The sequence below is a fragment of the Pseudomonas sp. DrBHI1 genome, assembly GCF_002205115.1.
Taxonomy (GTDB): Bacteria; Pseudomonadota; Gammaproteobacteria; order Pseudomonadales; family Pseudomonadaceae; genus Aquipseudomonas; species Aquipseudomonas mosselii.
In genome coordinates this window covers 198,842-206,772 of record NZ_NIBE01000045.1, presented here as the reverse complement: position 1 = coordinate 206,772, position 7,931 = coordinate 198,842, and the positions used below count along the sequence as shown (strand labels likewise).

The following is a 7,931-nucleotide window of genomic DNA, read 5'->3' as shown; positions in this document are numbered from 1 at the left end:
CGATCAGCGGTTGAGCAGCGGCTCGATCGCCGACTTCAGCGCCTCGGGCTTGGTGGTCGGGGCAAAGCGGCTGACCTTGCCGGTGCGCGGATCGACCAGGAACTTGGTGAAGTTCCACTTGATCTTCTGCGTGCCCAGCACGCCCGGCGCGCGGCGCTTAAGCTCGGCGAACAGCGGGTGGGCACCGGGGCCGTTGACCTCGATCTTGCGAAACAGCGGGAAACTCACGCCGAAGTTGAGCTCGCAGAACTGCGCGATCTCGCGGGCATCGCCCGGTTCCTGCTTGCCGAACTGGTTGCAGGGAAAGCCCAGCACCACCAGGCCCTGGTCGCGGTAGTCCTGCCACAGGCGTTCGAGGCCCTTGTACTGCGGGGTGAAACCGCACTGGCTGGCGGTGTTGACCACCAGCAGCGCCTTGCCGGCGAAGTCGCCCAGCACTTTCTGTTCGCCACCGAGGGTGACGCAGGGGATGTCCAGCAGCGCATCGGCCATGTTCGCTCTCCGTCAATCGCGTGGCTTGAGGTCCAGGCACACCGAGTTGATGCAGTAGCGTAGCCCGGTCGGCGGCGGGCCGTCGGGAAATACATGGCCCAGGTGGGCGTCGCACCGGGCGCAGGTGACTTCGGTGCGGATCATGCCGTGGGAGGTGTCGCGGATCTCGATCATCGCGGCCTCCTGAATCGGCTCGTAAAAGCTCGGCCAGCCGCAGCCGGAATCGAACTTGGCCTTGGCGTCGAACAGCGGCAGGTCACAGCAGATGCAGTGGTAGATGCCGTCGCCGCGCTCGCTGTTGTACTTGCCGCTGAACGGACGCTCGGTGCCCTTGAGCCGGCACACCTGGTACTGGGCCGGATCGAGCATGGCGCGCCATTCGTCCAGGGTTTTGTCGATCTTTTGCATGATGGAACCTCGGCAGGCTGATTTTCACCTCGCACCGGCTTTTCCCTGGCGCGGGTGGCACGTATATTAGTTGGCTTCGTGTGCAAGGCAGCCAGTCTGGCACCCGCTTCCCGCCCTTTCAAACCTTTCGAGCAAGGGCGGCGCGTATTCTCACTCGGGATCTCATCATGCAGTTCAGCAAATCGAACAAGCTCGCCAATGTCTGCTACGACATTCGCGGCCCAGTGCTCAAGCACGCCAAACGCCTGGAAGAGGAAGGCCATCGCATCCTCAAGCTGAACATCGGCAACCCGGCGCCGTTTGGTTTCGAGGCGCCGGACGAGATCCTCCAGGACGTCATCCGCAACCTGCCCACCGCCCAGGGCTACAGCGACTCCAAGGGCCTGTTCAGCGCACGCAAGGCGGTGATGCAGTATTGCCAGCAGAAGGAAATCGAAGGCGTCACCATCGAGGACATCTACCTGGGCAACGGTGTGTCCGAACTGATCGTGATGTCGATGCAGGCGCTGCTCAACAATGGCGACGAGGTGCTGATCCCGGCGCCTGACTACCCGCTGTGGACCGCCGCGGTGAGCCTGGCCGGCGGCAAACCGGTGCACTACCTGTGCGACGAGCAGGCCGACTGGTTCCCGGACCTGGACGACATCAAGGCCAAGATCACCCCGAACACCAAGGCCCTGGTGATCATCAATCCGAACAACCCGACGGGCGCGGTGTACTCCAGGGAGCTGCTGCTGGGCATGCTGGAGCTGGCGCGCCAGCACAACCTGGTGGTGTTCTCCGACGAGATCTACGACAAGATCCTCTATGACGAGGCCGTGCACATCAGCACAGCGTCCCTGGCTCCGGACCTGCTGTGCCTGACCTTCAACGGCTTGTCCAAGTCGTACCGGGTGGCGGGCTTCCGCTCCGGCTGGCTGATCATCTCCGGGCCCAAGCATCACGCCCAGAGCTACATCGAAGGCATCGACATGCTGGCCAACATGCGCCTGTGCGCCAACGTGCCGGCCCAGCACGCGATCCAGACTGCCCTGGGCGGCTACCAGAGCATCAACGACCTGGTGCTGCCACCGGGCCGCTTGCTCGAGCAGCGCAACCGCACCTACGAGCTGCTCAATGCCATCCCCGGGGTAAGCTGCGTCAAGCCGATGGGCGCGCTGTACGCGTTCCCGAAGATCGACCCGAAGGTCTGCCCGATCTTCAACGACGAGAAGTTCGTGCTTGACCTGCTGCTGTCGGAAAAGCTGCTGATCGTCCAGGGCACGGCGTTCAACTGGCCGTGGCCGGACCACTTCCGCGTGGTGACGCTGCCACGGGTGGATGACCTGGAACAGGCCATTGGCCGGATCGGTAACTTCCTGCGGACCTATTCGCAGTAACACGGCCCCGAGGTAGGAGCGAGCCTTGCCGAGGCGTCGGGCCGGCCGCTCCTACCCCCTTACATCCTGCAACGCTCTATCCCACAGCCCTCTCGGCATCCTCTGCCATACTCCTCGCGTACACAGTTTGAAATAGTCGCCCGGTTGAATAGCCGCGCCCTCCCCCTTATATACCCCGCAGTACGCAACGAACTTATCCGTCAGGAGAACGTAACAACCATGATGCGCATTCTGTTGTTTGTAGCCACCAACCTCGCGGTGGTGCTGGTTGCAAGCATTACCCTGAGCCTGTTCGGCTTCAACGGGTTCATGGCGGCCAACGGGGTTGACCTCAACCTCGGCCAGCTGCTGGTCTTCTGCGCCGTGTTCGGTTTCGCTGGCTCGCTCGTCTCGCTGTTCATCTCCAAGTGGATGGCAAAGATGACCACCGGCACCCAGATCATCACCCAGCCCCGCACCCGCCACGAACAATGGCTGCTGCAGACCGTCGAGGAGCTGTCCCGCGAGGCCGGCATCAAGATGCCCGAGGTGGGTATCTTCCCGGCCTACGAGGCCAACGCCTTCGCCACCGGCTGGAACCGCAACGACGCGCTGGTCGCCGTTTCCCAGGGCCTGCTGGAGCGCTTCTCGCCCGATGAGGTGCGCGCGGTGCTGGCCCACGAGATCGGCCACGTGGCCAACGGCGACATGGTCACCATGGCGCTGGTGCAGGGCGTGGTGAACACCTTCGTGATGTTCTTCGCCCGCATCATCGGCAACTTCGTCGACCGGGTGATCTTCAAGAACGAAGAAGGCCACGGCATCGCCTACTTCATCGCGACCATCGTCGCCGAGCTGGTACTGGGCATCCTCGCCAGCATCATCGTCATGTGGTACTCGCGTCGCCGCGAGTTCCGCGCCGACGAAGCCGGCGCCCACCTGGCCGGCACCGGTGCAATGATCGGCGCGCTGCAGCGTCTGCGCTCGGAACAGGGCCTGCCGGTGCACATGCCCGACACCCTGAAGGCCTTCGGCATCAATGGCGGCCTCAAGCATGGCCTGGCCGGCCTGCTGATGAGCCACCCGCCGCTGGAAGACCGTATCGACGCCCTGCGCCGTCGCGGTTGATCCAGGCAGCAACAAGAAAGGGCGACTTCGGTCGCCCTTTCTATTTGCTATTTGCCATGTCGCCCTCCCCTGTGGGAGCGCCAGCTCAGCGTCTTAGCCGATAAACACGCTCCAGCAGGCTCGTCACACCGGCCTTCAAAAACTTCGGACTCTCGTCGAGAATCTCCCGCGCCTCGACCTCATCGACCCGCCACCCGACAAAACCTGCCCGCACTTCGGCGTCCGGCACCGAGAACGGCGGTCCGTCGATCAATGCCTGGTCGTACTCCAGGGTCACCAGCAGCCCCCGACAGGCCGCCGGCAACCGCTCTCCCAGCAACGCCATGTACCGCTCGCGCATCGCCACCGGCAAGGCGATCAGCGCCGCCCGGTCATACACCCCCACGCAATCCGCCAGATCCTCGGCACGCAGGGCGAACACATCCCCGCACCACAGTTCCACCTCGTCGCTGCGCCACACCTCGAAGGCACCGTGCCGGGAAATTTGCGCCACCAAGCCATGCTCGGTGAAGAAGTCCGCCACCGCCCTGCGCGACAGCTCCACCCCCAGCACCCGATAACCTTGGGCGGCCAGCCAGAGCAGGTCCAGGCTCTTGCCGCACAGCGGCACCAGCACCCGCGACCCCGGGGCCAACCCCAAGGTCGGCCAGTGCGCCTGCAGATATGGATTCACCTGCGGTTGGTGAAAGCCAATCTGGTTGTCCGCCCACCGCTTGTGCCAGAACGCTGGCTCCATGATCCCTCCCGGTTTTTCGATAAAAGACTGTGAAAACTTATATTGGATCTTGATCGAAGGCTGATCGAAGATGGCTGCATCTTACCTGCCAGGACCCCGCCATGCTGCCCAGCCTGTTCATCTCCCACGGATCGCCCATGCTCGCCCTGCAACCCGGCGCCAGCGGCCCGGCCCTGGCCACGCTGGCCCGCACCTTGCCCCGCCCGAAAGCGATCGTGGTGGTGTCGGCGCACTGGGAGACCCGCGAACTGCTGGTGATGGGCAACCCGCAGCCGCAGACCTGGCATGACTTCCATGGTTTTCCGCCGGCGCTGTATGCGGTGCAGTACCCGGCACCCGGCGAACCGGCACTGGCCAGGCGGTTGTCCGAACTTCTGGGGGCCCGACTGGATGAGCAGCGGCCCTTCGACCATGGTGCCTGGGTGCCGCTTTCACTGATGTATCCCGAGGCGGATATTCCAGTGGTTCAGGTGTCGCTACCCAGCCAGGCCGGTCCCGATCTGCAACTGAAAATTGGCCAGGCGCTGTCGGCACTGCGCGAGGAAGGCATCCTGCTGATCGGCTCGGGCAGTATCACCCATAACCTGGGCGAGCTTGACTGGCACGCCGGGCCGGATGCGGTCGAGCCCTGGGCGCTGGCGTTTCGTGACTGGGTGGTGGATCGGTTGAGTGCCGGGGATGAGACGGGGCTTGTGGATTATCGGCGGCAGGCGCCGTTTGCGGTGCGCAACCATCCCAGTGATGAACACCTTTTGCCGTTGTTCTTTGCCATAGGGGCTGGCGGGCGATTTGGCATCGTGCACCAGGGGTTTACGCTGGGGGCGCTGGGGATGGATATCTATCGGTTCGATTGAAGGGCCTCTCGCGGGGCAAGCCCGCTCCCACGCACCTCCCGCCTATGTTAGACCTGCAAAAAAAATCCCCGGCCAAGCAGCCGGGGATTTTTTATTGCAGCGCCAAGATCAATCTTCGCGGTAGCGACGCAGCTTCAATTGCTTGCCGGCAACGCGGGTGTCCTTGAGCTTGGTCAGCAGGCGCTCGAGGCCGTCTTCCGGCAGCTCGATCAGACTGAAGCTGTCACGCACCTGGATGCGACCGATGGCGTCACGCGCCAGGCCACCCTCGTTGAGGATCGCGCCCAGCAGGTTCTTGGCGGCGATGCCGTCACGGGCACCCAAGGCGGTACGGCAACGCACGCGGCCTTCGGCCAGCGGCATCGGCGCGCGGCGCTCGCGCTCACCACGGTCCGGACGCTCGCCGCGCTCGGTGCGCTCACCACGCTCACGCGGGGTGTAGGTCGGCACCAGCGGCTGCTCGCGCTCCACCGAAGCCAGGTCCAGCGCCTGGCCGTTGGTGGCCTTGCGCAGCAGCGCCGCGGCCAGGGCACGCGGGGTGCAGCCCAGGTCGGCGGTCAGGCGGTCGAACAATTCGCCGTGGCTGGCCTCGGACTCGGCCACCAGCGGCGCCAGGCTCTTGGTCAGCTTCTTGATGCGCGCATCCAGCACGGCTTGCGGGTTAGGCAGGCGGGCTTCGGCGACTTTCTGGCCGGTGACACGCTCGATCACCTGCAGCATGCGACGCTCACGCGGGGTGACCAGCAGCAGCGCACGGCCATCGCGACCGGCACGGCCGGTACGGCCGATACGGTGCACGTAGGACTCCGGATCGTACGGCATGTCGACGTTGAACACGTGGGTGATACGCGGTACGTCCAGGCCACGGGCAGCGACGTCGGTGGCGACGACGATGTCCAGGCGGCCATCCTTGAGCGAGTCGATCACGCGCTCACGCTGGTTCTGGGCGATGTCGCCGTTCAGCGCGGCAGCCTTGTAGCCTTTGGCTTCCAGGGCGGCGGCCAAGTCCAGGGTAGCCTGCTTGGTGCGCACGAAGGCGATCAGCGCATCGAACTCTTCCACTTCCAGCAGGCGCAGCACGGCCGGGATCTTCTGGTCGGCGTGGACCATCAGGTGGGCCTGCTCGATCGCGGTCACGGTCTGGGTCTTGCTCTGGATCTTGACGTGCTTCGGCTCGCGCAGGTGGCGCTCGGCGATGGCACGGATCGAGGCCGGCAGGGTGGCGGAGAACAGCACGGTCTGGCGGGTGGCAGGGATGGCATCGAAGATCACTTCGAGGTCATCCATGAAGCCCAGCTTGAGCATTTCGTCGGCTTCGTCGAGCACCAGGTACTGGACGGTGGACAGGACTTTCTCGTCGCGGCGCAGGTGGTCGCACAGGCGGCCCGGGGTGGCGACGACGATCTGTGCGCCATTGCGAATGGCACGCAGCTGTGGGCCCATCGGGGCACCACCGTACACGGCCACCACGTTAACGCCCGGCATCTGCTTGGCGTAGGTTTCGAAAGCGGTGGCTACTTGCAGCGCCAACTCACGGGTTGGCGCCAGGATCAGGGCTTGCGGTTCGCGCTTGCTCACGTCGATCTTGTTGAGGATCGGCAGGGCGAAGGCAGCGGTCTTGCCGGTGCCAGTCTGCGCCTGGCCGATCATGTCGTGACCGGCGAGGATGATCGGGATCGACTGTTGCTGGATGGCCGACGGCTCTTCATAGCCGGTGGCCAGGACGGCAGCAACGATGTTCGGATTGAGTTCGAGAGCGGCGAATCCGCCGGTTTCCTGGGTCATGGGTCTGCCTCTAGGTGCATCCGCAAAGACCCATGCTCCAAAGCTGCACATGCCTTGAAAGACCAAACGGTCACCCAGGCAGCTTTGGCGGCGGGGATTTGCGAAAACGATTGAAATAGGAACGTCTTGGGGAGGTCCGCCTAGCGGACGCGCAGCCGAAGCTGGATTCGGAGGATTTGCACCACCTGATTTTGAGGTCCGCTAAAAGACCGGCGCGTACTATACCCGAAATAGCCGTGAGTTGTGAGAAATATTTCGAAGATCCAGACTCACATTGGATCCAGGCTGAATCGTTTCCCTGCAGACGCGTACATCCGGATCAGGTCGCCGGACGGATGGCCTTGATCAGGTACTCCAGCGAATAGCCCAAACGTGGCGCCAGCGCGGCGGCCCGCGCCCGCACGGCATCGATGTCCAGCGTCTGCTCAAGGTCCGCCGGCACCAGCAGGATCACGTTGCCCTCCTTCACCGGCAGCTCCCAGTAATGCCGGTGATACAACCCACGCAACAAGGCCGCGCCCAACGGCTTGCCGTCGTCCCCGGCCCACTGGTTGATCACCAGCCAGCCATCGGGGTTGAGCTGCTTCTGGCAGTTCTCAAGGAAACCCCAGGCCAGATGGCCGACGCCGGGGCCATAGTCGGTATACAGGTCGACAAACAGCAGGTCGGCCTTCTCCGCGCTGGACAGCAGTTCGAGGGCGTCGCCCACCCGCACATACAGCCTCGGGTCGTCGTCCAGGCCCATGTACTCCATGGCCAGACGCGGCACATCAGGGCGCAGCTCGATGGCCTCGACATCCTCCAGCGGCAGGAACTTCAGGCACGCCTGGGTCAGGGTGCCGGCGCCAAGGCCGAGGAACAGCGCGCTCTCCGGCTGCCCGTGGCACAGCGCGCCGACCAGCATGGCGCGGGTGTAGTCGTACTCCAGCCAGCTGGGGTCGGCGGTGAAGGTGCAGCTCTGCTCGATGGCGTCGCCGAACTCGAGGAAGCGATAGTCATCCACCTCGTAGACGCTGATGACGCCAAAGGCGTCCTCGACCCGTGCCAGCAGCCGCTCTTCCCGCTCCGTCGCCATCCCTACCACCTGCCCGCGCAAAAGGCCCATTGTCCGCCAATGCCGGTGGTGCAACAAGCACACCCGGGCGTACCATGACCGGCAGGCCTTAACGA

Annotated in this window: 7 protein-coding genes and 1 pseudogene; 3 read left to right on the top strand and 5 right to left on the bottom strand. The window is 64.2% G+C overall.

The window, feature by feature from the left end; genetic code table 11:
* Positions 1-3: 3 nt before the first annotated feature.
* Both CC207_RS08135 and msrB read right to left on the bottom strand, forming a co-directional pair.
* Positions 4-492, bottom strand: a complete 489-nt coding sequence (locus tag CC207_RS08135; RefSeq protein ID WP_069017516.1) for a glutathione peroxidase — start codon at positions 490-492, stop codon at positions 4-6.
* Between the two features lie 12 nt (positions 493-504).
* Positions 505-900, bottom strand: coding sequence for a peptide-methionine (R)-S-oxide reductase MsrB (gene msrB / locus CC207_RS08130; RefSeq protein WP_028691722.1), 396 nt, complete (start codon positions 898-900; stop codon positions 505-507).
* A gap of 167 nt (positions 901-1,067) precedes the next feature.
* On the opposite strand from msrB, the gene CC207_RS08125 reads away from it, so the two are divergent.
* Positions 1,068-2,279, top strand: coding sequence for a pyridoxal phosphate-dependent aminotransferase (locus CC207_RS08125; protein ID WP_028691723.1), 1,212 nt, complete (start codon positions 1,068-1,070; stop codon positions 2,277-2,279).
* 219 nt (positions 2,280-2,498) lie between these two features.
* A complete protein-coding gene (gene htpX, locus CC207_RS08120; protein WP_028691724.1) occupies positions 2,499-3,386 on the top strand; it encodes a protease HtpX in 888 nt (295 codons plus the stop codon).
* Between the two features lie 85 nt (positions 3,387-3,471).
* On the opposite strand, the gene CC207_RS08115 is transcribed toward htpX, so the two are convergent.
* Entirely contained in the window at positions 3,472-4,122 is a 651-nt protein-coding gene (locus CC207_RS08115; RefSeq protein ID WP_088851872.1) for a thiopurine S-methyltransferase, read from the bottom strand.
* A 101-nt stretch (positions 4,123-4,223) separates the two neighbouring features.
* Here CC207_RS08115 and CC207_RS08110 point away from each other — a divergent pair, with 101 nt between their 5' ends.
* Positions 4,224-4,976 (top strand): class III extradiol ring-cleavage dioxygenase, encoded by a 753-nt coding sequence (locus tag CC207_RS08110; RefSeq protein WP_088851871.1) that lies wholly within the window; start codon positions 4,224-4,226, stop codon positions 4,974-4,976.
* Between the two features lie 108 nt (positions 4,977-5,084).
* On the opposite strand, the pseudogene CC207_RS08105 reads toward CC207_RS08110, so the two are convergent.
* Positions 5,085-6,795: pseudogene (locus tag CC207_RS08105) on the bottom strand (DEAD/DEAH box helicase).
* A 285-nt stretch (positions 6,796-7,080) separates the two neighbouring features.
* Positions 7,081-7,836, bottom strand: coding sequence for a spermidine synthase (locus CC207_RS08095; protein WP_028691728.1), 756 nt, complete (start codon positions 7,834-7,836; stop codon positions 7,081-7,083).
* Between the last annotated feature and the right edge of the window lie 95 nt (positions 7,837-7,931).